24 protein-coding genes and 1 other RNA gene are annotated in these 25,894 nt (G+C 33.1%); 10 read left to right on the forward strand and 15 right to left on the reverse strand.

All coding sequences use genetic code 11. The features are described 5' to 3' along the window. Positions 1-20 precede the first annotated feature (20 nt). From CLOST_RS09810 to CLOST_RS09820, 3 genes are read left to right on the forward strand one after another with little or no spacing between them, the layout of a single operon-like run. Positions 21-4,805 (forward strand): adenylyltransferase/cytidyltransferase family protein, encoded by a 4,785-nt coding sequence (locus CLOST_RS09810; protein ID WP_013362156.1) that lies wholly within the window; start codon positions 21-23, stop codon positions 4,803-4,805. Between the two features lie 7 nt (positions 4,806-4,812). Continuing rightward, positions 4,813-6,078, forward strand: a complete 1,266-nt coding sequence (locus CLOST_RS09815; protein ID WP_013362157.1) for a Rossmann-fold NAD(P)-binding domain-containing protein — start codon at positions 4,813-4,815, stop codon at positions 6,076-6,078. Positions 6,079-6,113: 35 nt separating this feature from the next. Further along, entirely contained in the window at positions 6,114-7,160 is a 1,047-nt protein-coding gene (locus CLOST_RS09820) for a flavodoxin family protein (RefSeq protein ID WP_013362158.1), read from the forward strand. 202 nt (positions 7,161-7,362) lie between these two features. Here CLOST_RS09820 and CLOST_RS09825 read toward each other — a convergent pair whose 3' ends face one another. The 8 genes from CLOST_RS09825 to CLOST_RS09860 all read right to left on the reverse strand — a co-directional run bounded on the left by CLOST_RS09825 (position 7,363) and on the right by CLOST_RS09860 (position 15,202). Beyond that, positions 7,363-7,884 (reverse strand): PspC domain-containing protein, encoded by a 522-nt coding sequence (locus CLOST_RS09825; protein WP_013362159.1) that lies wholly within the window; start codon positions 7,882-7,884, stop codon positions 7,363-7,365. A gap of 241 nt (positions 7,885-8,125) precedes the next feature. Beyond that, positions 8,126-8,737, reverse strand: a complete 612-nt coding sequence (locus CLOST_RS09830; RefSeq protein ID WP_013362160.1) for a superoxide dismutase — start codon at positions 8,735-8,737, stop codon at positions 8,126-8,128. A gap of 218 nt (positions 8,738-8,955) precedes the next feature. After that, complete coding sequence (locus CLOST_RS09835) at positions 8,956-9,318, reverse strand: DUF1667 domain-containing protein (RefSeq protein WP_041487185.1); 363 nt, start codon at positions 9,316-9,318, stop codon at positions 8,956-8,958. Next, a complete protein-coding gene (locus CLOST_RS09840) occupies positions 9,311-10,564 on the reverse strand; it encodes an NAD(P)/FAD-dependent oxidoreductase (protein ID WP_013362162.1) in 1,254 nt (417 codons plus the stop codon). The genes CLOST_RS09835 and CLOST_RS09840 overlap by 8 nt, the downstream gene beginning before the upstream one ends. Then, positions 10,564-12,006: an NAD(P)/FAD-dependent oxidoreductase gene (locus CLOST_RS09845; RefSeq protein ID WP_013362163.1), complete on the reverse strand. Its 1,443-nt coding sequence runs from the start codon at positions 12,004-12,006 to the stop codon at positions 10,564-10,566. Before CLOST_RS09845 ends, CLOST_RS09840 begins: the two co-directional genes overlap by 1 nt. 92 nt (positions 12,007-12,098) lie before the next feature. Continuing rightward, positions 12,099-13,598, reverse strand: coding sequence for a glycerol kinase GlpK (glpK, locus tag CLOST_RS09850; RefSeq protein WP_013362164.1), 1,500 nt, complete (start codon positions 13,596-13,598; stop codon positions 12,099-12,101). Positions 13,599-13,664: 66 nt separating this feature from the next. Then, on the reverse strand, positions 13,665-14,372 hold the full coding sequence (locus tag CLOST_RS09855; protein ID WP_013362165.1) for an MIP/aquaporin family protein: 708 nt from the start codon (positions 14,370-14,372) through the stop codon (positions 13,665-13,667). Between the two features lie 251 nt (positions 14,373-14,623). Then, the gene (locus tag CLOST_RS09860) at positions 14,624-15,202 is read right to left on the reverse strand and encodes a glycerol-3-phosphate responsive antiterminator (protein WP_013362166.1); all 579 of its coding nucleotides are present in this window, start codon (positions 15,200-15,202) and stop codon (positions 14,624-14,626) included. A 121-nt stretch (positions 15,203-15,323) separates the two neighbouring features. Between CLOST_RS09860 and CLOST_RS09865 the strand changes: the two genes are divergently transcribed. Next, the gene (locus tag CLOST_RS09865; RefSeq protein ID WP_041487186.1) at positions 15,324-15,602 is read left to right on the forward strand and encodes a hypothetical protein; all 279 of its coding nucleotides are present in this window, start codon (positions 15,324-15,326) and stop codon (positions 15,600-15,602) included. Between the two features lie 60 nt (positions 15,603-15,662). On the opposite strand, the gene CLOST_RS09870 is transcribed toward CLOST_RS09865, so the two are convergent. The 3 genes from CLOST_RS09870 to CLOST_RS09880 are packed head-to-tail and all read right to left on the reverse strand — an operon-like array spanning position 15,663 to position 18,055. Further along, a complete protein-coding gene (locus CLOST_RS09870) occupies positions 15,663-16,595 on the reverse strand; it encodes a magnesium transporter CorA family protein (RefSeq protein WP_013362168.1) in 933 nt (310 codons plus the stop codon). Between the two features lie 21 nt (positions 16,596-16,616). After that, entirely contained in the window at positions 16,617-17,090 is a 474-nt protein-coding gene (locus CLOST_RS09875; RefSeq protein WP_013362169.1) for an HAD family hydrolase, read from the reverse strand. 44 nt (positions 17,091-17,134) lie between these two features. Then, the gene (locus CLOST_RS09880) at positions 17,135-18,055 is read right to left on the reverse strand and encodes an alpha/beta hydrolase (protein ID WP_013362170.1); all 921 of its coding nucleotides are present in this window, start codon (positions 18,053-18,055) and stop codon (positions 17,135-17,137) included. 117 nt (positions 18,056-18,172) lie between these two features. On the opposite strand from CLOST_RS09880, the gene CLOST_RS13600 reads away from it, so the two are divergent. Beyond that, a complete protein-coding gene (locus CLOST_RS13600) occupies positions 18,173-18,943 on the forward strand; it encodes a purine nucleoside phosphorylase YfiH/LACC1 family protein (RefSeq protein ID WP_013362171.1) in 771 nt (256 codons plus the stop codon). Position 18,944: 1 nt separating this feature from the next. Here the strand turns inward: CLOST_RS13600 and CLOST_RS13930 are convergent, their stop codons facing one another. Beyond that, positions 18,945-19,103 (reverse strand): hypothetical protein, encoded by a 159-nt coding sequence (locus CLOST_RS13930; RefSeq protein WP_013362172.1) that lies wholly within the window; start codon positions 19,101-19,103, stop codon positions 18,945-18,947. A gap of 171 nt (positions 19,104-19,274) precedes the next feature. Here CLOST_RS13930 and ssrA point away from each other — a divergent pair. Then, positions 19,275-19,627, forward strand: a transfer-messenger RNA (tmRNA) gene (gene ssrA / locus CLOST_RS13800). A 43-nt stretch (positions 19,628-19,670) separates the two neighbouring features. On the opposite strand, the gene CLOST_RS09890 is transcribed toward ssrA, so the two are convergent. After that, positions 19,671-20,969, reverse strand: a complete 1,299-nt coding sequence (locus tag CLOST_RS09890) for a S41 family peptidase (RefSeq protein WP_013362173.1) — start codon at positions 20,967-20,969, stop codon at positions 19,671-19,673. Between the two features lie 291 nt (positions 20,970-21,260). Between CLOST_RS09890 and CLOST_RS09895 the strand changes: the two genes are divergently transcribed. The 3 genes from CLOST_RS09895 (at position 21,261) to CLOST_RS13805 (ending at position 23,132) form a co-directional block, all read left to right on the forward strand. Then, positions 21,261-21,473 carry a hypothetical protein gene (locus tag CLOST_RS09895; RefSeq protein WP_013362174.1) on the forward strand — a complete coding sequence of 71 codons (213 nt, stop codon included), beginning with the start codon at positions 21,261-21,263 and terminating at the stop codon, positions 21,471-21,473. A gap of 21 nt (positions 21,474-21,494) precedes the next feature. Next, the gene (locus CLOST_RS09900) at positions 21,495-21,980 is read left to right on the forward strand and encodes a hypothetical protein (RefSeq protein WP_013362175.1); all 486 of its coding nucleotides are present in this window, start codon (positions 21,495-21,497) and stop codon (positions 21,978-21,980) included. 546 nt (positions 21,981-22,526) lie between these two features. Next, positions 22,527-23,132, forward strand: coding sequence for an SDR family oxidoreductase (locus CLOST_RS13805; RefSeq protein ID WP_081455111.1), 606 nt, complete (start codon positions 22,527-22,529; stop codon positions 23,130-23,132). A gap of 141 nt (positions 23,133-23,273) precedes the next feature. Here CLOST_RS13805 and CLOST_RS09915 read toward each other — a convergent pair whose 3' ends face one another. Continuing rightward, positions 23,274-24,254, reverse strand: a complete 981-nt coding sequence (locus CLOST_RS09915; RefSeq protein WP_013362177.1) for an NADPH:quinone reductase — start codon at positions 24,252-24,254, stop codon at positions 23,274-23,276. Between the two features lie 53 nt (positions 24,255-24,307). Continuing rightward, positions 24,308-25,102 (reverse strand): PhzF family phenazine biosynthesis protein, encoded by a 795-nt coding sequence (locus tag CLOST_RS09920; RefSeq protein WP_013362178.1) that lies wholly within the window; start codon positions 25,100-25,102, stop codon positions 24,308-24,310. Between the two features lie 208 nt (positions 25,103-25,310). Here CLOST_RS09920 and CLOST_RS09925 point away from each other — a divergent pair, with 208 nt between their 5' ends. Next, positions 25,311-25,658, forward strand: a complete 348-nt coding sequence (locus CLOST_RS09925; RefSeq protein ID WP_049779792.1) for a winged helix-turn-helix transcriptional regulator — start codon at positions 25,311-25,313, stop codon at positions 25,656-25,658. Positions 25,659-25,894: the final 236 nt, after the last annotated feature.

Genomic DNA, 25,894 nt, shown 5'->3' on the forward strand with positions numbered 1-25,894 from the left:
TATAAAGGAGGTATCATGCTATGAAAAGCCTGCTAAATAAAATAAAGGGATTGATATATTCACAAGATGTCATTTCACTACTTGATTCTCATCATGAGATATTAAAAACTATAGCTCAATCTGAAGAATATAAGACAACTTTGATAGAAATGGAAAAAAATCTTGAGTTTTCATACTCAAAGCTAAAAAATCTATTTAACCCTTTGTTAAATTCGTACAATTATCCTGAATCTTCAAATTTTGAAAAGGATTTGTATGAGTATGTACTTGCCCTGTCATTTCCTGACAAATTTTCCTATGATAGCAAATTTCTTAATCTGTATAAATTTTTCATGTTAACTCTCAGAGAGCTTTATTCTCAAGAAAAAGATTTAGATTCAGAGTCAAATCTTTCAAAATACAAAGTAGAGCTTTTGGATGAAGATGTGTTTTCTCATCACGAATCTGCTTTAGAATACTCTACTTTTATACAGTCCTACTACAATCTATATGTATATGAAGCTATGAGACTTGGCCTTGAGTTCAAGGGTTTTAATACAATTGACCATGTAATCATGATTCATCACTTAGCCACTTTTATAGGTAAGCAAATGACTTCAAAGCATGTAGAAATAGATTTAGGGAAGGTTTCAGCTGCCTCAATGGGACATGATATAGGTAAGTTTGGCTGCATCGGAGACGAGGTTTCTAGAGTTCCTTATCTTCACTATTACTACACTGATAAATGGTTTAAGGATAACGCTATGCCTATGATAGGTCATATCGCTACAAATCATTCTGTTTGGGATATTGAACTTGAAAATCTTCCTATAGAATCCTTAGTTCTTATCTATTCCGATTTTAGAGTAAAAAATGATGCAAAAGGCAAAATGAATATTTTTTCTTTAGATGAATCATTCAATGTTATTCTAGAAAAACTAGATAATGTCGACGAGCAAAAAACTATCAGATATAAAAGGGCCTATGGAAAACTCAAAGACTTTGAAAACTATTTATTATCATTAAATATAGATATCCTAGACGAATCAAAGCCTAAAATAAGTTCCAAGCCTAAGCCTTACGCTTTATTATTTGACCAGGAAATCACTGATAACCTCAAATTTTATTCAATATCCAAAAATATAACCATAATGCACCTGCTTAGAAGTGAAGCTTCACTAACTCATTTGCTAGAATACGCAAGGACAGAGCGCAATCCTCTTAGGCTCAGAGAGTATATAGATGTCTTCAAGGAATACTCTACTCATCTTTCACAAAAGCAAAAGCTACTTATGATGAAATTCTTGTTTGATATGACAGTTCATCATGAAGAGGATATTCGAATAGAGTCAGCTACCTTTCTCGGTAAGCTCATATCGAATTTTGATGAAGAATATAGAAAAGAACTTCCTAAAAATGCTGTTATAGATAACCCAGAAACCAATGCTCTAGAATTATTTTCTCAGTATGCAACAAAGATGATAGAACCCAACATAAAGACTATTCCTATTCACAAAAAATGGCTTGGACTTTCTTTTGCATACTTCATCAAAACAATATCAATCTATATACCAGAAACACTAAGGCCTGACTTCGAGAATTCCTGTGCAAAACTGCTAACTAATCACGCAGGTGAAGAAAATCAAATCAAATATTTATTGCTTGCACTTATCAGCATAGAGCTAAGAAATGAAAATACCCTTAATGATGCTTTATTCTTAGCACTACATTCTATAAGAAGCGAAAACGAAGACATAAAAGCTCTAGCCTTGCTCCTATTAATCGGCTATAGACATAAAATCACAAAGGAAAGTGTGCTTTACTCAACAATAGAAGAAAGTCTTCAAAAAAATGCCGACGTTCTTGACAATATCTCATTTAATTATCTTTCTCTAGAGCTTTCTAAAGCTCTTGGAATCAATGATTTAGAATATCGTTATGAACAAGCTATGCAAAGCACTAAAAGTAGACTTTCAGAGATATTTTTAAGTAATCTAAAAAGCGCTACTTCATTTATTCAAAAAATCGTACACATTGATATTTTAAGAAAAAACGCCCTAGAAAATATCAATTATATGGGTGCGTATACAGCTATGCATTTTTGCAATATTTTAAAAGTCAGCGAAATAGAAATAGTAAGAACAAAAGCAGGTCATTCACTTATAGAGATTTTCCCTCACTTGAACATTGAGCAAAGAAACGATATAGCTATAGAGCTTATACGTTCACTTGAGATGCAAGACTATAAGTTTGCAAAGTTTATTCCTCATTATCTTGGAGAAATACTGCTTTACATCTCGCCAAAAGAGTTTGATGAAATTTTAGATGATTTTGAAATGAAAATCAAAACTTCAGAGTCGAACATTGTATTTTTAATCTTAAAAACTCTAGGAAGATATATTTCTTTGTATAGCAGATATTATGAAAACTATCCTCAAGAGAGTAAAAATTACAAAAGCTTATTCCGTATAGTAGGAATCCTTATGTGTGCTTTAGTTCACTATGAAAAGAAAGTAAGAAGAGCTGCTTTAGAAGTAATTTCAAAAGATATTTTCGATTGCTTGACTATAGACGAAACCCTAAAAGCATCTATATTTAAAAAAATGGCTAAAAAAATGCTAACCCTTCTTCCACCAAAAACTGACGATATAGGTCAGCTAAGCATCGGCTCCAGTATGAATAGAATATATAGATATATCTGCGAGTACGAGCTTGAAAATGGAGCTGTGGAGTATGAAAACAAAAAAAATATTGCATTCTTCCCTGGAACCTTTGATCCGTTTACGCTAGGTCATAAAAGCATAGCAAAAACTATTAGAGATATGGGACTCGAAGTCTATCTTTCTGTAGATGAATTTTCATGGTCAAAAAGAACTCAGCCTCACATGATAAGAAGAGAAATAGCTAGAATGGCTGTTGCTGATGAATTTGATATCTATCTTTATCCTAGCAGTATGCCTGTAAATATTGCTAATGACAAGGATGTAGATCATCTCGTAAATAATTTCCCTCATAAATCCGTTCACATGGTCACTGGAAAAGACGTAATCTACAATGCTTCAGCTTATAGAGGAGATTATAAAATCAGGGAGCTTCCTCACATCGTTTTTGAAAGAGAAGACATGCAACTTCCAAAAGATGCAAATGAACAAGAGGATTTCAAGCAATATCTAAAGAAACCATATACCTATGTTCAGCTAGATGATGCATTTACTCATATTAGCTCAACTCTTATAAGAAGCTGTATAGACCAAGACAAAGACATTTCAAACATGGTAGACCCTCTTTGCGAAAAGTATATCTACGACAAAGGATTATACAAAAAAGAGCCTCTATTTAAATCTGATGCTAAAGAAATAAATAGAAGAGTTGAAATCTACAAGCATCCGCCTAAAACTATAATAGCCAAGCTAGCTCAGAGCTTTACAGATGTAGATTTGGATAAGCTTTTCGCTTTCATAGATGATGAGAATACAAGATGCATAGCGCTTCTAAATGATCAATCTAGTGAAGTGCTAGGTTTTTCAGTATTCAAGTGGCTTCCATCAACTAGCATATATTCAAGATTTGAAGATAAAACTGTCTGTGACTTTATTAGAAATGTATATGTAGGTAGAATTGTGCATCTAGGCGGAATATTTGGAAATAAAGAAACAATGACTATACTATTTACAGAAACTCTGACATATTCACTAGGCAAGGACTACACCTTCATGATTTACTCAAATGAAACAATGTCTAGCGAAAATAAAACTTTAGAAGAAATTATAACGCTCAGTGGCTTTACTCATATTCAGAGTCGAAAATCTATCTACTATGTCAATATGAGCAACCCGTGTACTTTAAACTTGGACCTTGAAAACTTTATTAAAGAGCCGTTTCTAAATAACGATAAAATACAGTCTACTATTGAAATCACTAGAACAAATCTTCAGACTGCCATTGCAAAGCTCTATCCAGCAAATCTAATTATTCCTTTTGACAATAAGATGTTCAAGGAAAAATTAATTGCCAAGATTTGTGAGGAAAATCAAGTTCCACACACACCTACTGTACCAAGAAAATTAGGTGAAAAAATCTGTGTACCTTTTGGACACATACTTTCAAAGCTAATTATTCCTAATACCGTATCAAAATCGCTTCACACAGAAAAAATATTCAACAAAGATTTGAGTGGCTTTACTATTAGAGCTTATCCATTTTATCTATCTCTAGATAAACAGGTAAAAACCATCAAATCTTTTGCTAAAGAAGTAATCCTTGTGGATGATATTTTGAACAAAGGATATAGAATCAACGCTCTAGATCCAATACTAAAAAGACAGAATGTCAAAGTGTCTAAAGTAATTGTAGGCATATTAACAGGCAAAGGCAAAGAGCTTATGGAAATCCAAGGCAGAGATGTGGACAGTGCGTATTTTATTCCAAAATTAAACGTATGGTTTAACGAGGGAATCCTTTATCCGTTTATTAGCGGAGATGGAATTGAGGATGCTAACTTAATAGGTTCAATGATTCCATCTATTAACCTCATACTTCCATACACCTCTCCACACTATATTAAAGATACAAATGCTCATGATTTATATAACTTCTCTATGACTTGCCTTGAAAATGCTTATGCCATATTAAAGAGCTTAGAAGAAGTTTATGAAGAGCTGTTTGAGAGAAGATTCACAGTTTCTGCATTAAATGAGGTTTTGGTCTACCCTAGAGTAGTAGACTATGGCAACAACTTGGAATATTCAAAAAATCAAACTCCGTCATCATATGTACTCGATGATATAGAAAGGCTTAAACGACTTAAAAAAATGATACTAAAGTAGGTGACCTATGAAATATTTCAAAACTAATAGCAAAGTGTTATGCATTCAAAATGAAGCCATAGAAAAAGAGGTTCAAGGTTTATTGTCAGATTCTAAGTTAATTGAATTTCAGGATATCGAGGAGTCTGATAGCATCTATTATTTTACTATTCAGCCTAAAGGTGATTTTAGACGTTCATTCCTACTAGATAGCATAGGCTTAATGAATGCTGATAAAGAAGATATTTCTCTTCTTTATCAGCAAGAAGCTGGTGATATTCAAAATAATATAGATCCAAATTTTCTGAGCTTAATAAAAGCTCAAAGAGTGATGAGCATTAATTTATCTCATCCAAATTGGAAAGATTGCTTAGGGAATAATCCTCTTCCAACATCTAAACCTATACACCTTAACATAGTAGGTCTAGGAGATGTAGGCGGAACGCTCCTTACAGGACTGAAGCTTACAGGTGGTAACCATATCTCAACTATAGGCATCTACGATAAGGATGAAAACAAAATGCTTCGCTATGAGCAAGAGATGGAGCAAATCCACTTTGACGGTCTAAATATGCCAAAGGTTATTCGCCTAGATGAAAATGACATCTTTGATTGTGATGTGCTGGCATTTACAGTAGCTACTTTTATTCCTCCAGTTGGTAGTGAAATAAAGGATGTGAGAATGGCTCAGCTAGAACAAAACTCTAAAATACTAAAAATATATGCAAAAAAAGCTAGAGAAGCTAAGTTCAAAGGTCTTTTTGCTATTCTTTCTGATCCAGTAGACCAGCTATGTAGGGTTGCCTATGAACAAAGCAACACTGATGATTCTGGAACCAAAGATTACTTAGGCCTTGCAAGCGACCAAATCAAAGGCTATGGGCTTGGAGTTATGCATGCAAGAGCTGTATATCACGCTAAAAGAAATCCTGCTTTAGCTTCATACTTGGAAGAGGGAAGAGCCTATGGCCCTCACGGAAAAGGTCTAATCATAGCAAATAGCATAGATAATTACGATGAAGAAATAAGTGAGGAGCTTACTCAGCTTGCTCTGCACTCAAATTTAGATGTAAGAGCCACAGGCTTCAAGCCTTATATTGCACCTGCTCTGTCTTCAGGCTGTCTTAGCCTCCTAGCCACAATAAGAGGTGACTGGCATTATAGCTCAGTGTTTATAGATGGAAAATTCTTAGGATGTAAAAATAGACTCACTAAAAGCGGTGTCCAAATAGAAGCTTTAGCTTTGCCTGAAAAGCTAATAAACAAACTAGCTGTTACTTTTTCTGATTTATAATATAGACAACTGGTTAACCTAGGGGGAATAGAACAATGCTATATATATTTTCATCGGATTCACCTTCAATCCAGCTCTCAGAAATGATTAATGCTTTTTGTCATTCTTATTCTGACTTTAAATTTGTAACTTTAGATAATCTTCCTTCCCTGAAGCCAAATGACAAAGTCCTATTTGCTTGGGAAGCTGATATCTGTGGTGTTGATACCAGTATTTTAAAGCTCATTCACAAAGCATATCTAAGCTCACCTAAATTTTTTAGTGGCTGCAAAGGCTCTATCCTATGCTTTAGCAAGACAATTTTTTACACAAAATATTTTTCAAGCCATATAGCATTTCTAACAAATAATATGGGTCTAGAATTCATAGGAAAACCAATGGTAGAAGCTGTAGAAAGCTACAACAATTTCAAAAACAAACAAAGGCTGAACAATATATCTCTAAAACAGCTATGCCTTGAAGAATGCATGAATCTAGGCAAAAGGCTAAAAAATGACAAGCATGAATTACAGCAAAATCCTAAAATAACTGCAGTTCATGCTAGTCACATAGACAGGTCAAACACCTATGCTCTTATGAAGCTGATACTAGATAACCTATCTATTGAAAAAAGCATATTTTCATTAGCTGAGGAAAGAATAATGGACTGCAGAGGCTGTGACTTCGAGCAGTGTATGAATTTTTCTAATCATGGAGTATGCTATTACGAAGGGGATAAGCTAAAGGATATATTCAAATCTCTTGATTCATCACAAGCTCTGCTTGTTGCCTGTCCAAACTATAACGACTCTATGCCAGCAAACTATTTTGCCATGATTAACAGAATGACATATATTTATAGGCAAAAGGATTTTTCTGATAAATACCTCTACGCTATTATCGTATCTGCAAACTCAGGTTTCGATATGGTTGCAGGCCAGATAATATCAGCCTTTTGCTTTAATAAAGGATTTAGGCTAGCTCCTAACTTTGCTCTTATGGAGCAAGCAAATGAACCTCTTTCAATATTAAACCTTCCTCATATAAACCAAAGTATGAGTAAATATGCTAAAGATTTAGAAAAAAAACTCAAAGAAAATTAATAACCTTTTGTATTAAAGCTAATCATGTTTTTCAGTAGTCCTGTTATTTTAAGATAAAAATAAGCCTAGATTATCATCATATACAAATCTTAATATGATATATCTAGGCTTTTAATTGTAATAAATATTTTGTAATCAACAAGATTTATAGAACTCATTTGCAAGCTTTGATTATAGTATTGTGTAGAATTATTACTTTTTTTTATTTATTTTTCTTACTTATCAGAAATAGTCCTACTACTATAAGAAGCGCACTAAATACCAATTTATCATCGATATTTATAAAGCCAAGAAGCTTCTTGGCAAGATAGCCTCCTCCGATTATTATCAGTCCTATGCCTATAACCTTTGCGCTTTTATCGCTTCTATCATTATTATAGTCCCGAGCTTTGGTGTAGTTTGGCTCTGCTTTACTTGAGGCTGTATATTCCTCGCTTTGATTGTAATCTATTTCTTCAGCTGGTATTTCTTCACCTTCACTTTGCGGTTCTTTAGGATAACTCGGCGCATGATATGTTTGATTATGATAGGTTTCCATTCCATATGGTTTTTGCGGAATAACAATCCATGCTATAATATAGGCTAAAAAACCGAATCCTGAAAAAAATGAAACTGCCCAAATAATTCTTATGATAGTTGGGTCTATGTCTAGATACTCAGCCAGTCCAGCACATACTCCTCCTAATATTTTGTCTGAATTTGAACGATAAATCCTATTACCCATATAACTCATCTCCCGTTTTATATACGATTTAGTTTTATATATATTATAACAAAATATAAGTTTATGATTAACAATATTATTACACAAAAAACAAGTGTAAACAAAAGGCCAAAAATAAGGCATCCTTCATCTACACTTTTTATTGTGAATTCAACAATAACCCCATCAAACATTAGTATAGCTTTTTTGTGGGGTTATTTTTGATATTACACTCTGATTTTTTAATCAAATTTATTCAATTTTACTTTAAAGACTGGTATCTCTTTTCGATTATGCTCCAGTTTACAACATTCCACCAAGCATCAATATAATCTGGTCTTTTGTTCATATATTTAAGATAATATGCATGCTCCCAAACATCCAATCCAAAAATAACTTTCTTGCCTTCTGATATAGGATTATCTTGATTAGGAGTAGATACTATATCTATGCTGTTATCAGAATTTAGAACTAGCCAGCCCCAGCCACTACCAAATCTACCTACTGAAGCATCTTTAAACTTTGCTTTAAAGCTTTCAAAATCTCCAAATTTTTCATCTATCTTCTTAGCAAGCTCTCCTACAGGCTTTCTCTCTCCCTCTGGTGACATAATCTTCCAAAATAAATCATGATTATAGTGCCCTCCACCATTATTTCTAACAGCTGCTTTTATATCCTCTGGAAGCTTATCTAAAGATTTTAATATCTCTTCTATATCCATATTTTGAAATTCTGGATACTTTTCCAAAGCTTGATTTAGTTTATCTACATAAGCTTGATGATGTTTAGTATGGTGAATTTCCATAGTTTGTTTATCGATATGTGGCTCAAGTGCATCATAAGAATAGTTTAGTTCAGGTAATTTAAAAATCATAATTCATCTCTCCTCAAAATATCTAATATTTTATATATAAAGTTTTTTTGTTATCTGTTAATATAGATATCCATTTAGAGAAATGATAATCATTTTCTTTTGATATTTTTTATCTTTTATTTTGTATCTTTATCTTTTTTATTTTTAAATTATCCTTAATCAATTCAAATTCCATACTAAATTTTATGGTTTTGAACTATACTATCTCTTTTTTTTACTTAGATGCTCTTGGGCATATCTCTAGTTGCAACTATATCTATCCCTGTCCCAGCTACATCCTTAACTATAACATCGCCTAAAAGTACTGGAGCTTCTACTACTACAGAATTGATTTGAGTCATAACATCAAATATCAAGTTTTTAGGAATTGGCTCTGCTGTCTTTACAGGAACTAAAGCCAAAAATCCGTTTTCTACTCTTACAGTAGATGTAACCATTCTTCTTGGATCCTCTAATTCTTGAAGTGCATATTTTTTGCCTTTTGGGCAAGTATGTCCTTCAATGATATAACCATTTTCTGTTTCCTCTATCTGAAGCCTGCACCCCATAGGACAGGCTATACAAGTCAATTCACTATGCATGTTTTTCGCCCTCCACTTCCACAGTTATTTCTCCAGACAAATCTTTTATAAGCTCATTTTTAAGTACTATATTAATCATCTCTGAAGGTATCATATGCCTCATTTTCTTAGAAAGTATCTCTTTATTATCGCATTTTACTATAACTTTTGAATCTTTATATATTCCATCTACACGCATATAAAGATTTACATCCTCTTCGCTGTTTAATAGTATTTTGTGAGGCATAATATATCTTATTCCTTTATCGCTTTTTGTAGATACATAGCTGTCCTTATTTAGGCTCTGTCTTACATAATAGGCTGCATTTTTACCAGCTATTCGGCTTTCTTTTGTTACAAAATCTACTATATCGTGCACATGAAGAACATTACCACAAGCAAAAATTCCATCCACTTGAGTGTGCATTTTACTATCAACTATTGGACCATTAGTAATTTTATCAATTGCTATCCCTGCTTTTTGAGATAGCTCATTTTCTGGTATTAAGCCAACAGAAAGCAGTAAGGTGTCACATGAAATAAATTCCTCAGTGCCTTTTATAGGTCTTCTATTTTCATCAACCTTTGAAATTGTTACTCCATTTATTCTATCCTTTCCATGAATCTCGTGGATATTGTGAGATAGCATCAAAGGGATATCATAATCCTCAAGACATTGTGCTATGTTTCTATAAAGTCCACTAGAATATGGCATAATCTCAACAACAGCCTTTACCTTAGCTCCTTCGAGAGTCATTCTTCTCGCCATAATTAAACCTATATCTCCAGAGCCATATATAACTACTTCCTTGCCTACCATATAGCCTTCCATGTTTATAATTCTCTGAGCCATTCCTGCTGTATATACTCCAGCTGGTCTGTATCCATTAATTGCAATAGCTCCAGCAGTTCTTTCTCTGCACCCCATAGCAAGCACAACAGCACCTGCCCGTATTTCCATAATTCCTTGCTCTCCAAGTGCTATTATTTTTTTCTCATCATCTATATTCAAAACCATGGTGTTTAGCATTATTTCTATATCCGATTTTTTAGCCTGCTCTATAAATCTCTGTGCATATTCTGGTCCTGTTAATTCTTCTTTGAACTCATGAAGTCCAAATCCATTATGAATACACTGATTCAAGATGCCACCAAGTTCTCTGTCTCTTTCTATTATAAGGACTGAGTTTGCCCCGCATTTTTTTGCTTCTACAGCCGCTCCTAGTCCAGCTGGTCCTCCTCCTATTACGACTACTTCATACTTCATTACTTGTCACCGCCTTTAATCTTTGAGTCTACAAGGGCTGAACCGTGATTTTCCTTAACTAGCTCTTCTATAGGTATGTTTAGCTCTCTAGATAGAATCTCCATAACCCTAGGTGCACAAAATCCTCCCTGGCATCTTCCAGAGCCTGGTCTTACTCTTCGTTTTACTCCATCAAGAGTTCTAGCTCCTGCTGGTCTTTTTATAGCCTCAATTATTTCTCCTTCTGTTATACTCTCGCATCTACAGATTATCTTGGAGTATTTAGGATTTTGCTTTAGGATTTCCTTCTTTTCTTCAAGACTCATATGCTCAAATCCTAAAATAGCCTTTCTCTTAGGATTAAATGATGGATTCTCTTCTAATTCAAGTCCTTGCTCATTAAGTAGCTTCGCTACATACTTTGCAATAGCAGGTGAAGATGCTAACCCTGGCGAATCTATTCCTCCAACATTTATAAATCCCTTGGCATTTTTCGAAGGATAAATCACAAAATCTTTTTTATTACTAGATGCTCTCACTCCTGCGAAAACTCTTATGCTTTGATTTAGAGGAAGATTCGGTATTGATTTTCTTGATAGCTCATCAACTTTCTCAATTCCTGAGCTTGAAGTTGTCGTATCTTCAACACTATCAACATTATCTGCTGTTGGCCCTACTATTACATTTCCATGTACAGTCGGCGCCACTAATATCCCTTTGCCTACCTTAGTAGGTGCCTGAAATATAACCTTTGTAACATTATCTCCTGCATTTCTATCTAAAATTCTATATTCTCCTTTTCTAGGAAGAATTTCGAATTCATTGTCTCCTATAAGATTAGCAATTTTATCTGAATATAGACCTGCGGCATTTACTATGTATTTTGTTTTATATTCTGATTTTGATGTTGTTATTTTAAATCCTTCATCTAGTTTCTCTATAGACTCAACCATCTCACTTGTTTTTAGCTCTACATTATTTTCTATAGCATTTTCAATCAAAGCAAAGGTCATATTAAAAGGACATACTATTCCAGCACTACTACAATAAAGTGCTCCTATAACTTCTTTTGATAAATTCGGTTCAAGCTCTCTAGCTCTATCTCCATCTACTAGTTCCAAGCCTTCTACTTGGTTGTTTAGCCCTCTTTTGTATAAAACCTCAAGTTCCTTCATTTCTTCTTCATTAAATGCAACAACTAGCGAGCCTATTCTATCAAAAGAAACCTCTAGCTCTTCTGTAAGCTGAGAGTAAAGCTTGTTTCCCCATACATTTAGCTTAGCCTTTAAGCTGCCCTCATATGCATCATAGCCTCCGTGAACTATGGCACTATTTGCCTTGGTCGTCCCCTGACAAACCTCTATGTTTTTTTCTAAAACTAGAGTTTTAAGCTTATATCTAGATAGCTCTCTAGCAATGCTAGCTCCTACTACCCCTGCTCCTATTATTGTAACATCATACATCGTTACGCCTCCTAAACTATGTCCAAAATTCAAAAAATGGAGAAAAAGCCTAAGCTTTTCTCCATTTTCTAATAAGCTTTTGTTAATATATTTTATTCTTCAGTTTCCCAGTCCATAGCTCTCTTAACAGCTTTTTTCCAGCCATTGTACTTCTTGTTTCTTAAATCTTCTTCCATGCTAATTTCAAATTCTCTATCCACAGCCCATTTATCTTTAATCTCATCTTGGTCTTTCCAGAATCCTACTGCAAGGCCAGCAAGATATGCTGCTCCAAGAGCAGTAGTTTCAAGAACTTGAGGTCTTCTAACTGGTACGTTTAAGATATCAGATTGGAAGCTCATAAGGAAATTATTAGCAGCAGCGCCACCATCTACCTTCAATGCTTTAAGAGTTATTCCAGAATCCTCTTGCATTGCTTCTAAAACATCTTTTGTTTGATAAGCTATAGACTCTAGAGTTGCTCTTACGATATGCTCTCTCTTTGAACCTCTTGTAAGTCCAAGTATTGCTCCTCTTGCATACATATCCCAGTACGGTGCTCCGAGTCCTGTAAACGCAGGAACTACATAAACTCCATTTGTATCTTCAACTAAATTTGCATAATACTCTGATTGAGCTGAATCATATACTAGCTTTAGTTCATCTCTAAGCCATTGAATAGATGCTCCAGCGATAAATATACTTCCCTCAAGAGCGTACTCAACTTTATCTCCTATTCCCCAAGCTATAGTTGTAAGCAAGCCGTTCTTAGATTCAATTGGCTTTTCACCTGTATTCATAAGCATAAAGCATCCTGTTCCATATGTGTTCTTTGCCATTCCTGGTTCAAAACACGCCTGTCCAAATAATGCCGCTTGCTGGTCTCCAGCATCTCCTGCTATAGGAATTTCTGCTCCACCAAAAGTTTGTGGGTCAGTATGTCCATATACACAGCTAGAAGGTTTTACTTCAGGAAGCATTGATTTAGGAATCCCTAATTCACTTAAAATTTCATCATCCCACTTTAATTCTTTGATATTATATAACAAGGTTCTAGAAGCATTAGAATAATCAGTTACGTGAACCTTTCCTCTTGTAAGATTCCAAATTAGCCAAGTGTCTATATTTCCAAATAGAAGTTCTCCATTTTCAGCTTTTTCTCTGGCTCCTTCTACATTGTCAAGTATCCACTTAACCTTTGTTCCTGAGAAGTATGCATCCACAACAAGACCCGTCTTTTCTTTAATTGAAGCTTCTAAGCCTTTTGCTTTTAGTTCATCACATATAGCAGCAGTTCTTCTACATTGCCATACGATAGCGTTATATATAGGCTTTCCTGTATTCTTATCCCAAACTACTGTAGTCTCTCTTTGGTTTGTTATTCCTATAGCTGCTACCTCTTCTGGTCTAACTCCTGTTTTTTCAAGAACCTCTCTAGCTACACCACTTTGAGTTCCCCATATTTCCATGGCATCGTGCTCTACCCATCCAGCCTTTGGATAAATCTGAGTAAACTCCTTTTGAGATGTTCCGACTATCATACCGTCTTTATCAAATACTATTGCTCTAGAGCTAGTTGTACCTTGATCTAATGCAAGTATGTAATTTTTCATAAATATCCTCCTAATTATTCTCTTATTTTGATATATATTCAAAAATCATAAACCTAATCGCATTTATTAAAATATCATAGCAAAAGTCAAAGCTCCTAGTACTCCACCAATTATCGGTCCTACAACTGGCACCCAAGCATATCCCCAGTCACTATCACCCTTTCCAGCTATTGGAAGTATCGCATGTGCTATTCTTGGTCCCAAATCTCTTGCTGGATTAATAGCATAACCTGTTGGTCCTCCAAATGAAAGCCCCAGTCCCAATATCAAAAGTCCAATTATAAAAGGATTCATACCATCAGCTATATTGTTTGTTCCAATAAACAGTATTGCAAAAACTAATATAAAAGTTCCTATTGCTTCTGTCAAAAGGTTTGCAGGAAGATTTCTAATAGCTGGTCCTGTTGAAAACACTGCTAGCTTTGCTCCCTTATCTTCTGTTTTCTCCCAGTGAGGATAATAAGCTGCCCATACTATAGTCGATCCTAAAAATGCTCCTATAAACTGTGCCAAAATATAAGATGGAACGCTCGCCCAAGGGAACTCTCCTATAGTAGCCAATGCTATGGTTACTGCTGGATTAAGATGAGCACCACTTATATTTCCTGATGCATAAATTCCAAGCATTACGCCTATACCCCAGGCCCAAGTAATAACTATCCAGCCTGCATTTTCGGCTTTTGAATCCTTAAGTACACATCCTGCAACTACTCCACTACCAAAAAGTAAAATACATGCTGTTCCAATTACTTCTGCTAAAAACGGTGAAATCATAGTAAAACCCCCTTTAAATTGTTAGTCCTATTTTCAAAAAACAAAAAAAGGAGAATCGTGAAATTTCACGACTCTCCCATCTCCTGTCATTGAAAATAAATTTTATATGGACTTGTTGTAATTATATTATCCTAGGTTTTAAATTTTGTCAAACGTTTTCCTAAATTTTTTTAATTATTTTAAATATTCTAAATATTAATCTAGACAAAAGATATTGATATCAATAACCTATAGATTTCACTTTCTTTACTCTATATATCCCATAGAGATTCTTTGCTCGTAGATACAGCTATTCCTCCACTTTTTAATACATCCATAATATCTTCTTTTGATTCAATAAGTCCTCCTGCTATTATTGGAATTTCAGGTATTTCTGACTTAATCCTTTTAATAACTCTAGGAATTATTCCAGGCATAATCTCTACTGCGTCAGGACGAATTTTTTTTATCTGCTGGATATTGGTTTCTATAGAAAGTGAATCTAATACAAATAATCTTTGTATTACCCTTACATCCGATTCCATAGCTTTTTTTATCATGCTTGATTTTGTCGTTATTATTCCACATTCATTTTTATATTGGGAAACTAAATAATCTATAACTATAGGATTTGATGCAAATCCTGTTATCATGTCTACATGGATAAATGGAATTTTATCGTGTTTTTTCAAAGTTTCAATTATATTTCTTATTCCTAAAATATCCGCATTTAAAATAAATACTATTTTATTATCTGTTTCTATTACCTTCCTCAATCCTTGCTCGTTTTTTATAGCAGGTATTACAGGAGTATTTTCCAAAATATTTGTCAGCTGTCTCTTACTTACCATAATTTCCCCTCCAATCATCCGCGATTATAACATAAATGTTTATTCCTGAAAAGCTATTTTAATTTTCTAAAAATTGTATTTCATTTATTATTTTTGGGTATAATAGCCTCAGGGGTGGATTATGAAAAATAAACTAAAACACGCAATTATAAGATTTATACTATACTTAGTCATCATTCTTTCTCTGTTTGCCATTGTATTTTCAATATCATTTTATACCTCCTATAAAATGTTTTTTGTCCCTCATAACGATGTTCATCTTAATGGAGCAAAAAATCTTTTAAAAGAGCTTCCTTTACTTCCAAAAGAATCAGATGAACCTTCAAGTGACAAAATACAAAATTACACAGAAAATCCAGATGAGGCGCAGGTTGCTCCTGAGTATATTATAAATCCATAATAAAAGACAGTGTATATTTTCGGATGATAGATCCTTAGTTTACACTGTCTTTTATTGCTATTAAAACAACTGCTTTTTCACCATAACTAGCGCAGCTAAAAAAGACATCACTGATGCTATAAAAATAATAATCCAAAAGCCCATTGGGTTGGCAGCAAAAGGCACTGGCACGTTCATTCCAAATAAGCTTGCGATAATAGTTGGTATAGCCATAACTATAGTAATAGATGTAAGCACTTTCATCACTATGTTTAGGTTATTTGAAATCACAGAAGCAAAGGCATCCATAGTACCGCTTAGTATATTGCTATAGATATTTGCCATTTCTATAGCCTGTTTGTTTTCTATGATTACATCTTCTAGTAATTCTTTATCATCTGGATACTTTTTAACTGCATCGAGCCTTAGCATCTTCTCAAACACCATTTCATTTGCTCTTAAGGACGTCGTAAAGTAAACCAAGGATTTTTCTAAAGATAATAGCTGAATAAGCTCTTTATTCTTCATCGATTTGTGAAGCTCTCTTTCTACTTGGACACTCACTCTATCAATTTGCTTTAGATAAAGCAAGAAATAAGTAGCTACTTTGTACATGATTTGAAGTATAATTCTAGTTTTTTTGTAAGTATAAAAGCCTTTCATTCGTCCTTTTATAAGGTCAGTAAGAATCTTTACATCTTTAGTACATATGCTTATAATAGCTTCCTTTGCAATAATTATACCTATAGGAATAGTTCCATAAAGCCTACCACTAGGGTCTTCCTGAGGAACTGGGACGTCAATTATAAACAGGGTGCTTTCATCCTCAACATCTATACGAGGGCTTTCCTCCTCATCAAGTGCTGCTTTCATGTGGCTCTCATCTACGTTGTATCTGAGCCTTACGGTTTCTATTTCCTCTGGGGTAGGACTAACCATATATATCCATGCGCCATCTTCCATTTCATCTATCTCGCCAGTCACATCATCTATAGTTTTAAAAATTCTAAGCATCAGCGCACTCCTTTCTAGTTCTTACATTCTAAGTGTAGCCTTGATTCTATGTGGATTTAATAATAAATCAATCGCATCGTCGATATTATTAGTTATGATATCCGCTGCAAAAATAGCTTTTACTGCGCATCCCTCATCTCCTATTACTGCAACAGATAATATGCTTTCCTCAAACATCTCTACATCGTTGTTTCCATTTCCTATAGTCATAGTCAGCTTTGAATCTATGTTATTCACGATTTCTCTTTTGCTAAGAGCTGCGTTATCCACATCAAAAATCTCTAAAGTAACAGGCATATCCTTGCACTGCTCAGCAGCCTGATGATAAGTATCTGCCGTCAAAATATATACGTTTATTCCCATCTCATGTACTCTTTGGATTTTTTCTCTAATGCCATTTTTAATGTTGCCATCATAGGCTATCGTACCATTAAAATCAAGTACAAGATTTTCTATATTCATCTTCCCTTTACCTGGAATGTCTATACTTACCATAAATAACTCCTCCTTAATTCATCTCAAATCTATTACAAATCGTACTAACTCCTATTATTTAACCAATCAATCAGGTGCTCTATTACTTCATCCTTATTGATTTCATTGAGCATCTCATGTCTTGCTCCTTCATAGAGTCTGAGAGTAACATCCTCTATGCCTAGTTTGTCTTTGTAAAGACTATACATATATTTTACCCCATCACTATAATTTCCAACAGGGTCTTCTTCCCCTGAGAATAAATATATCTTAAGTGACTTAGGAATAGCTTTCATATTTGCTTCATTAAAATTTTCTATTATCCCTCTAAACATATAGTAATATGCTGAAGAAGTAAAGATAAAACCCAAATCTGCTTTACTTGCGAAATCTTCTCCTACTTTGTTGTCTCTAGATAACCACTCAGCCCCAGTAATAACCTTATCTATTCTTTTATTAAATAGCTTTTTAGTGGTCTTTTCTATATAATAAGCCTTTCTTTTCGGTCCAAAAATGCTCATAGAAATTCTAGCAAGCCTTGCTCCTGCTCTACTTGATGCTACTTGGTCAAATCCTCCCGTCCCAGAAAAAATAGCACCTGAAAGAAGATTCGCATAAAGCTGAACATATCTTACGCTCAAAAAAGAGCCCATAGAATGTCCCAGCAAAAATATCGGCAGATTTGGATGCTGTTTCACAATAATATCAGTGAGGCTTTTCATATCTCTCACCATAAGTAAAAATCCATCACCCTTGCCCATATATCCATACTCCATAGCTGCTGTTTTGCCATGCCCTCTATGGTCATTTGCATAAACTACATATCCATTTTGTGCTAATTTTTCAGCTACATAACTATATCTTAGAGCCTTCTCGCACATTCCATGAGCTATCTGGATAACTCCTTTTGGTTTTTCAGGAACCCAGCTATAATAGTATACCTTGATGTCTCCTTGACTATCAAAATAGCCTTCACTAAACTTCATAACACTCAATCTCCTTTTTATAAAGCCAACAAACATCATATAAGAATCGATACTCATGCTATGATATGATATACTCAAATTACCATTAAATTAAACAAAATAATCTAGGAGGTAACAATGTCTCTTAAATTTATTGCTTCTGAATCATCACGCTATATGCAGTGGGACGAGCTAAGTAACCTCGGAATCAAGCACTGCTTTACAACATATCCAGAAGATATGGGAGTAAAAACAAACAATGATAAATCAAACCTAATTCAAAACTATGATAAAGCAAAAGCATTTGCTAAGCTAAACTCAAAGCAAACCTACTTTGCACAGCAAATCCACGACAAAAACATAGGAATAATAAACTCCTTAACGGATGGAACTAAATTTTTCCTAGGCAGATATCTAGATAATACAGATGGACTTATAACAAGCATAACTGATATTACCTTGATAACTCAGTATGCAGACTGCACACCCATAACCTTGTGGGATACTAAAAATAAAGTTTTAGCTTCTGTTCACTCAGGCTGGAAAGGCACATCACTAAAAATAATCGAATCAGCAATAACTGATATGATTTCAAACTATGATTCAAAGCCATCAGATATTCACTGCTTTATCTGGCCATCTATAGGATATGATGATTTTGAGGTAGATGAGGATGTAGCTAAAATATTTCGTAATGCATTTAGTTTTGCTGATGAAGTAATCTCTAAAAAAGCTAACAAATATCATATTGATTTGGTATCTATAATTCAAAGAGTTGCCCTTGATAACAACCTCTTAAAAGAGCATATCTACCTGAGCAACCTATCTACTTTTTCTGATATGAGATTTCATTCCTACAGAAGAGATAAAGAAAGCTCTGGCAGAATGGCTCTACTTATGGAAATTTAGCTTATTCTTTATCAGCTGGAACAACAGCCTTAATTTGCTCTACTACTTTCCAGGCATGCTCTAGATTATTTGATTTAATATAATCATCTAGTTGATTTTTTGTTTCAAAATCTAAAGCTACCATATCGTCATCTTTTTCATACTTTAATTTCCAAGGCATAATTAAGCTCTCCTTTTGCTATAATATAAATGTTATGTATATTTTAACACTTTTAAACTTTTATTCCTATATCATAAACTAAGCATTTGAATCTCATTTTGTAATCTCTATGTAAATTGTAATTTTGAAGATTCTGTGTTAATATATCATTAAGATACTACGTTTGCAACCGGGGATGTAATGGTTTCGACGGGGTCTTGAAGGTACGGGTAGCGAGTCGTGTAACTCCTCTTTATCACGTAAAACTATGGGGAACTTAAATTAAACGCAAACGAAAATTACGCTTTAGCGGCTTAGTTGCTGCTCGTTTTCACCGAGATTCCTACGACTTGGATGAAAACGTCAGATAGTAGGGCACTGCTTTGTGGATATCTGGACATAAAGTAGAATAATTCAGATGTAGCTGATAGGGAGCTTAGTTGTTGGGGCGCCCAGTAAGCGAAATTCAAATTCAGCAACTACACTCGTAGAAGCTTTTATTGAATGGATTTCGGACAGGAGTTCGATTCTCCTCATCTCCACCAATATGAAGAACAAACATAAAGCCTTGCAAATGCAAGGCTTTTGTTATTTTTTTGGAGAAACTTCAGTTTTCTTTATTTCATTTAACACATAATCGAGTTCTTTATTTCTTGCGGCTACAATATCCGGTTCGGTTCCCGATTCAAAGTTAGAGCTTCCATCATCATTGAATCCGTATGCGCACTGTATCTGATAGATGAATCCACTGTTTGGAAATGGGAAATACAGATATCCGATTCCACCTGTTCCATCTCCAGCTGCAGGGCTTCCTACAATAGTAGCAAATTTAGTATATTTTACATAATGAGCAAACAAATCCGCTGAAGAAAAACATTTATTATCTATTAGAAGATATATTTTTCCATTGAAGCTGTTTTCCTTTTTTGCTTCTATCTTATCCTTTATCTTGAGATAATATTTCAATTTAGAAATATCTTCTTGATTGATATTATCCATGGTTTTTGGCAGGCTTTGGACTTCTTCAAACTCCAAATTCTCAAATCCTGGCGCACCTTTAGTCGCTTTTCCTTCTAATGCCTCGTCTTTTACAATCTTAGCAATTTCAGTATCTCTATATCCTACATAAAACTCCATATAAAGATCCGTAGATGTCAATTCACTCATTAAATCATGCCATGGTTCGATTTTGCCCCCAGTATTTCCTAATATATCTATAATCAAGTAATCGTAATCTTTTATTTCTTCAATAAAATAACTCATAGGTATTTTATAGGAATCGTTTATAGAAAATGTCGGGAATTTTATATATGCTGTCTTCCCTTCTTCCAAAATCTTCATTGTCGGAATTCCATTTGCAGAATTAGAAAGCGAAGAAGTAAAAAAATCATTTTTATAATTACTGATGCCTGCTGATTTGTTGAGCATTTTATTTAGACTTTCATTTTTTTCTATTGTTATAGTTTCATATCTCATTTTGCGAGATTCAAGTTTCTCAGAATACAAAGAAGTCTTGTTTGTTAATATTTCTTTAGGCTCCATTAAACGGGTGTGTCTATTTTTATTAGGCAATACATCTTTGGAAACTTCATATAGATTTCTGACTGTATACTCACCTTTGTTTTTCTTATATAGTTTATTTTTAAAATCCTCAATATCAAAATTGAAAACCCTCTGGTCTACTATATAGTCAGTTCCAGTATTTTTAATTGCTTCTACCAAAACATCAAGGTCTTCTTTTATCTGGTCAGAAGAAATTTCTTGTACATTCACATCATTAATTCTCATTTCTAACTCTTTATTAGAAAACAAAAAGGTTGAGGATATAATAATACTAATTATAGTTACAATAATAATTATGTAAAATATGTATTTTTTCTTAATCATATTTTCTCCCCCTATCATTAATTTTATAAATAATTTGAGTTAGATATTAAAGCAAAAATATATGATACATTCATAGATTCTCTACTCGCTTTTTTAAATACCTCAAGTTCTTTACAAGTTTCTTTATAAAAGATTATTTTTATAAAAATGCGAGTTAGAAAAAGAGTTCAATTCTCATCATTCATATAATTTATAACTAATTACTATAATTGTTTCTTTATAGTAATTTATATACCTATAAAAAATGCTAGACTATATTTAAGTTTTAAAAATCTATTAGTGGAGTTAATTATGATTAAATGGATTATGATGAGTTTGTCAGCTATTTTGTTTTTTAAAATGTCTATATTATTAATTTCTCCAAAACTGTTTAATAAATTTGCGAATTTATTTGGAGAGAAAACAAAAATACAAAATAAAAATTTGAAATTTTTTGTATCAATATTAGCTGGTTTACTGTTGGCATTAGGATTATTTTGGGCAGCTCTTTTAACCTCAATTTGATAAAAAAGAAAGTGTTTTATTATGAATAAACTAATTAAAAAAATTATAGTTATTATTGTTGTTTTTATTGTTTTCTCTAGTATATTTTATTTTTCATATGCAAAACATAAGATACGTTCTGATATAGCTTTACATGCTGTTCATAGTTTTCTAAAGAAAACAGATGATTTTCAGTATATTGAAGACTCTTGGTCTGGTAGAGATAAAGTTTGGGGTGATAGATATACTGCTGGGGTTAAATTTGTTGATGAAGAATCAACAGTATATGATTTCAAATATTTCTGGGAATATCAAAGCATAGTTGGGCCTCCAGATATAATAGTCAATGGTGAATCACCAAAAGATGATATGATCCCAAAACACTTTAAAAATTTTAAAGAAGCTCAGGCTAAATCTTATGAAACAGATGATAACAAAGATGACATTTTATATAAATATACTTTTGACGATTACTATAAAGAAGTTAAATTAAAAGGCTTGGTTTTAGAAATATTCAATTTAAATTAAATCTAAAATAAAAAATCCTGTCGAAAAACAACTCTCTTAAAAATATAACTAATTATGTTTATACAAAACAAAGATAGGAGAATAATTTTATGGTAAATCAAGAAGGCATAAAGTTTATTATATTTTTACTTTTTTTTATAATATTAATACCTTTAATTATAAGTTTTATATATATCTATAAAACAACTGATGTTTATTATAAAGCAAAAAAAATATTAAAAAATAAGGTAGATAATCCTGTGTTAAGAAAAATGATAGTCTTTTGTGTATACATAACTATCCTTTTATTCGCTAGACTTTTACTCAATATAATTTTCAACTTTTTTTGGCATAGTTAATATAGTTTATCTAAAACCATATAGGGTATTTATATATATATAACTTTTTTATAAGTTATTTTTTATGCTTGCACATTTTGTAGTTTCTTATGTTATAAAAAGGAGGATTACAAATGTCTGAAATTAAATTTCCATCATCAGAGGAAATTAATGTACAGCAGCTAAATAATCGACCTGGTAGAGAATATAACAAGATACACTTAAATATATAAACAACCTCGGAGTTACAAGTTTAGGTATAGAAGGCGATATATCCGACCCTAAGTTTTGTAAAGCTAGTATCAAAAAAGTAATAGATAAATTTCATCAGATTGATATTTTAGTAAACAACGCTGCTGAGCAACATCCACAAAAAAGTATACTAGATATTAGCGATGAGCAACTAGAACAAACGTTTAAAACCAATATTTTTTCTATGTTTTATTTAGTAAAAGAAATTCTCCCACACATGAAAGAAGGAAGTAGCATAATAAATACTTCATCTATAACTGCATTTGAAGGTAATCCTGTTCTTTTAGATTATTCTTCTACAAAAGGTGCTATTTCTTCATTTACTAGATCTCTTGCTATAAACCTTTCTGATAAAAAAATAAGAGTAAATCAAGTGGCTCCTGGTCCTATATGGACTCCACTTACCCCATCTACATTTAGTAAAGACCATGTAGATAATTTTGGAGCAGACACTCTTTTCAAAAGGCCAGGTCAACCTCTTGAGCTTGCAGAAGCTTATGTGTTTTTAGCTTGGGAGCATGCATCTAGCTTTATAACTGGTCAAACGATTCATATAAATGGGGGAAAAATAGTTAACGGATAGTTAATAAATTTATCACTAGTAAAACTCATCATAGAAATAGCATATCCTTTACCCATAAAGCAATTAATTTTGCTCTATGGGTATTTTAAAATATGTTTATCTTAATAATATCCACAAATATTCAAGCATAATCAATCCTTTTTAATCAATGGAAAGTACAATCTTTCCAGGTGATTTTTTGCTCATTATTTGCTCATGGGCTAACTTTGCATTTTCCAGATTAAATACATCTCCCATTTTTGGTTTTAATAATCCCGATTTTAGTAAAGCTTCAACAGCATATAAACTTTCATTGTATTCTTTCGGTCGTACATTCCACAGAGCTAAGCCTAAAATATCTGCTTCTTTAATCATAGCTAGTCTAGGATTAATCTCTATATTCCCACGGTTCCCAACAACTACAATCCGACCATACTGAGCAACTATTTTCAAGTCTGTTTCTAAATTAATATTTGCCAAAAATTCTATAATCACATCTGGCCCTTTATTCTTAGTTATAGACATTATTTCTTCTTTATTATTTTCATTAACATGGTCAATTGCATAATCAGCTCCTGAAGTAACTATAAATTTTTTTCCATCATCTGAGCTTGCTGTGCCTATTACTATAGCTCCTATTCCTTTAGCCATTTGAACTGCTAAAGAACCTACCCCTCCACTTGCTCCATGTATTAATACTGTTTCTCCTGGTTTTATTTTTGCTCTATGAAACAACGCTCTATACGCTGTTAAAGCTGGTATTCCAAGAGAAGCACCTTCCTCATATGATATTGAATCCGGTAACTTATGAACTACACTTGCATCACAAACAACTTTTTGGGCGTATGTTCCTGTGTTTCTATTCGCAAGTAAAGCAGCAACAAAAACCCTATCCCCAACCATTATATTATTTACATCTTCACCAATTTCATCTACAACTCCAGCTCCATCAAAGCCAGGAATATAGGGTAAATTAGGAATAAAAAACGAATAAGTCCCAGTTCTTATATATGCCTCATTCGGATTGACTCCAGCCGCAAATAACCGCACCCTAACTTCATTTTTATTAGGACTAGGTTCAGCAACCTCTTTATACTTTAGAACTTCTGGCCCACCAAATTCAGATATTTCTATCGCTTTCATCCGATTACCTCCTATGCACTAGTTGGATTTTAAATCTTATTAGTAAAATCTAATTATTCATCCACACATATGTCTCCTATAGAATAAAGAGCTACTTTTCCACTTAATTTAACCCTATCTCCGTTAAATTCACAATACACTGTTCCCCCACGCTCTGAAACCTGTCTCGCTACCATTTTATCAAGTCCTATCTTCTCTCTCCAATAAGGAATAAGGCTGCAATACATCGATCCACATACTGGGTCTTCATTAATATTTATCTTAGGCCAAAATGCTCTAGCCACAAAATCGTAATTATCACTTTTTGCTGTAACAAAAGCTGATAGCCCTTCTGGAATTTCTTTAAGTTTTGCAAAATCAGGTTTTAAAGTAGTTACAGTATCTTCTGAATCAAAAATAAATATTAAATCTCTATGAGTTTTCAAAACCTCAGTTGGCTGAGCTCCTAAAGCTTCAATCATTAAATCTGTCAAATTATATTTTTCAGGTATTAATGTTGGAAAATCCATTTCATACAAATCATTTTTTTTAGTTACAATAAGATGATAATTTTTCATTATAGTATTAAAATGGATTACATTTGAATCAGTTTCATAAAATCTAAATAAGATATATGCGGTTGCAAGAGTTGCATGTCCACAAAGGTCAATTTCTCCATCAGGTGTAAACCACCTTAGTGAATAATTATCTCCTTCTTTAACTGCAAAAGCCGTCTCTGACAAATTATTTTCTTTCGCTATTTTATTCATCTTTTCTTCCGAAATCCATTGCTCAAGTATACAAACTCCAGCTGGATTCCCTTCAAATATGTTGTCTGCAAATGCATCAGCTACATAATATTTCAGCATAATTATCCTCCTTTTCTACATATGTGCTATAGCATCTATTTCAACTAAAGCGCCTAATGGTATTTTGATTTGATTTTTTTCATATTAAATCTCCTCTCTGATATTTTTTACTTGTTTTCTTTTTTTATTTTAGATGTTAAACTCAATATAAATAATAAGAAACAAATATGCAAGTACGCACATTTTTGTGCCTTATTTGGAGGATATAATGAAAAAAATCGAACATGAAGAAATTGTCTCAAGTCGCAACTGTGTAATGATACATGCCATGGATATCTTAGGAGGAAAATGGAGATTGCCCATATTATGGAAACTCTATCAAAATAAAACAATGCGCTATAATGAACTCAAAAGAAGCTTAGTTGGCATTACAAATATAATGCTTACGAGATCTCTTCAAAGTTTAGAAGAAAATGGACTTGTAAATAGAGTTGAGTTAAATCAAATTCCTCCAAAAGTGGAGTATTCATTAACCGAAAACTGCATAGAGCTTGTTCCAGCATTAGAAACAATTTATAATTGGGGACGTGATAGAATGATTGGTCAAAGTGAATAAGAATAGAACACTAAACGATTGCTTATATGTCACTAAAATACATTTTGTATCTATAATAAAAATTCAAACCTAAAAATGGCTGCCTATAAAGACAGCCATTTTTTTGAAATATGTTCTATAGTCTTGTGTATGAAAAAAATTGTTCTATAATATAATTAGTTTTACCCTCATATATCCTATATTAATTTCATCGCTACAATCTTCATATAAATTATATCGTTCTTGAAAATCTATTG

It is taken from the genome of Acetoanaerobium sticklandii (assembly GCF_000196455.1).
Lineage (GTDB): Bacteria > Bacillota > Clostridia > Peptostreptococcales > Filifactoraceae > Acetoanaerobium > Acetoanaerobium sticklandii.

Excerpts from the sequence above, each read along its gene's own strand:
- CLOST_RS09810 (WP_013362156.1), top strand. The coding sequence starts at position 21 with ATGAAAAGCCTGCTAAATAAAATAAAGGGATTGATATATTCACAAGAT.
- CLOST_RS09815 (WP_013362157.1), top strand. The coding sequence starts at position 4,813 with ATGAAATATTTCAAAACTAATAGCAAAGTGTTATGCATTCAAAATGAA.
- CLOST_RS09820 (WP_013362158.1), top strand. The coding sequence starts at position 6,114 with ATGCTATATATATTTTCATCGGATTCACCTTCAATCCAGCTCTCAGAA.
- CLOST_RS09825 (WP_013362159.1), bottom strand. The coding sequence starts at position 7,884 with ATGGGTAATAGGATTTATCGTTCAAATTCAGACAAAATATTAGGAGGA.
- CLOST_RS09830 (WP_013362160.1), bottom strand. The coding sequence starts at position 8,737 with ATGATTTTTAAATTACCTGAACTAAACTATTCTTATGATGCACTTGAG.
- CLOST_RS09835 (WP_041487185.1), bottom strand. The coding sequence starts at position 9,318 with ATGCATAGTGAATTGACTTGTATAGCCTGTCCTATGGGGTGCAGGCTT.
- CLOST_RS09840 (WP_013362162.1), bottom strand. The coding sequence starts at position 10,564 with ATGAAGTATGAAGTAGTCGTAATAGGAGGAGGACCAGCTGGACTAGGA.
- CLOST_RS09845 (WP_013362163.1), bottom strand. The coding sequence starts at position 12,006 with ATGTATGATGTTACAATAATAGGAGCAGGGGTAGTAGGAGCTAGCATT.
- glpK (WP_013362164.1), bottom strand. The coding sequence starts at position 13,598 with ATGAAAAATTACATACTTGCATTAGATCAAGGTACAACTAGCTCTAGA.
- CLOST_RS09855 (WP_013362165.1), bottom strand. The coding sequence starts at position 14,372 with ATGATTTCACCGTTTTTAGCAGAAGTAATTGGAACAGCATGTATTTTA.
- CLOST_RS09860 (WP_013362166.1), bottom strand. The coding sequence starts at position 15,202 with ATGGTAAGTAAGAGACAGCTGACAAATATTTTGGAAAATACTCCTGTA.
- CLOST_RS09865 (WP_041487186.1), top strand. The coding sequence starts at position 15,324 with ATGAAAAATAAACTAAAACACGCAATTATAAGATTTATACTATACTTA.
- CLOST_RS09870 (WP_013362168.1), bottom strand. The coding sequence starts at position 16,595 with ATGCTTAGAATTTTTAAAACTATAGATGATGTGACTGGCGAGATAGAT.
- CLOST_RS09875 (WP_013362169.1), bottom strand. The coding sequence starts at position 17,090 with ATGGTAAGTATAGACATTCCAGGTAAAGGGAAGATGAATATAGAAAAT.
- CLOST_RS09880 (WP_013362170.1), bottom strand. The coding sequence starts at position 18,055 with ATGAAGTTTAGTGAAGGCTATTTTGATAGTCAAGGAGACATCAAGGTA.
- CLOST_RS13600 (WP_013362171.1), top strand. The coding sequence starts at position 18,173 with ATGTCTCTTAAATTTATTGCTTCTGAATCATCACGCTATATGCAGTGG.
- CLOST_RS13930 (WP_013362172.1), bottom strand. The coding sequence starts at position 19,103 with ATGCCTTGGAAATTAAAGTATGAAAAAGATGACGATATGGTAGCTTTA.
- CLOST_RS09890 (WP_013362173.1), bottom strand. The coding sequence starts at position 20,969 with ATGATTAAGAAAAAATACATATTTTACATAATTATTATTGTAACTATA.
- CLOST_RS09895 (WP_013362174.1), top strand. The coding sequence starts at position 21,261 with ATGATTAAATGGATTATGATGAGTTTGTCAGCTATTTTGTTTTTTAAA.
- CLOST_RS09900 (WP_013362175.1), top strand. The coding sequence starts at position 21,495 with ATGAATAAACTAATTAAAAAAATTATAGTTATTATTGTTGTTTTTATT.
- CLOST_RS09915 (WP_013362177.1), bottom strand. The coding sequence starts at position 24,254 with ATGAAAGCGATAGAAATATCTGAATTTGGTGGGCCAGAAGTTCTAAAG.
- CLOST_RS09920 (WP_013362178.1), bottom strand. The coding sequence starts at position 25,102 with ATGCTGAAATATTATGTAGCTGATGCATTTGCAGACAACATATTTGAA.
- CLOST_RS09925 (WP_049779792.1), top strand. The coding sequence starts at position 25,311 with ATGAAAAAAATCGAACATGAAGAAATTGTCTCAAGTCGCAACTGTGTA.